The organism is Acidisoma sp. 7E03 (assembly GCF_054665075.1).
In genome coordinates, this window is record NZ_BAAFHE010000062.1 from 1 (window position 1) to 800 (window position 800).

General features: G+C 61.2%; 1 protein-coding gene. It reads left to right on the forward strand.

The features are described from left to right. A partial coding sequence (locus ACYQ6W_RS22670; RefSeq protein WP_459678568.1) for a transposase occupies positions 1–553 on the forward strand: 553 nt, incomplete at its 5' end. Between the last annotated feature and the right edge of the window lie 247 nt (positions 554–800).

Below are 800 nucleotides of genomic sequence, written 5' to 3' on the forward strand. Positions count from 1 at the left end.
ATGGATCGCCAGGGCAACGCGTGATCCGTTGCCTGACCTTTGTCGGCGGATGAGCTATCGCGGCCCGCTCCGGGGCCACATTTTCAACAGCCCCCGCGTGCATTTTCAAAGGAATGTCTTCGCCCATGCGGGCAAGAGCGGGCGACGGGTCGTCTCGGCCTTCATCGCCACCGCCTTCGCGCAGGAGACGGCGGAAGCCGCCAGCGCGCAGTGGCGGAGCGTCGCCGACCAAATCCGACCAAGGGTGCCAAAACTCGCTGCCATCATGGACGAGGCCGAGCATGACGTCCTGGCCTATATGTCCTTCCCCAAGGAACATCGGGCGAAGCTACACAGCACCAACCCGATCGAGCGCCTGAACGGCGAGATCAAACGCCGCACCGAGGTCGTCGGCATTTTCCCGAACGACGGGGCCGTCATTCGGCTCGTCGGCGCGCTGCTGCTCGAACAAAATGACGAGTGGGCCGTCCAGCGCGGCCGCTACATGACCCTTGAGACCATCGCGCCGCTGAGTGATGATCCGATCATCAGTTTGCCCGCAGCGGCACTTTGATCAATCAAACCACCGGAAAGCATTCGGTGATCATTCGCGCCAGCTACACCACGCCCAGGGACACGATCCAAGAATGCGTTGAGGGGCTAGTATCGCGAGTACTTACGGCATCTCGACCTGCGGACTCAGCCGGTAGCGCGAGCGCCAAAATATTTAGAGTCCGTTTGAGAAATGTCAGTTATGGGCGATCCGGCGCAGTAGCAGGCTGCCCATGGCGACATGGATCATGGCTTCGGACACGTCCAGC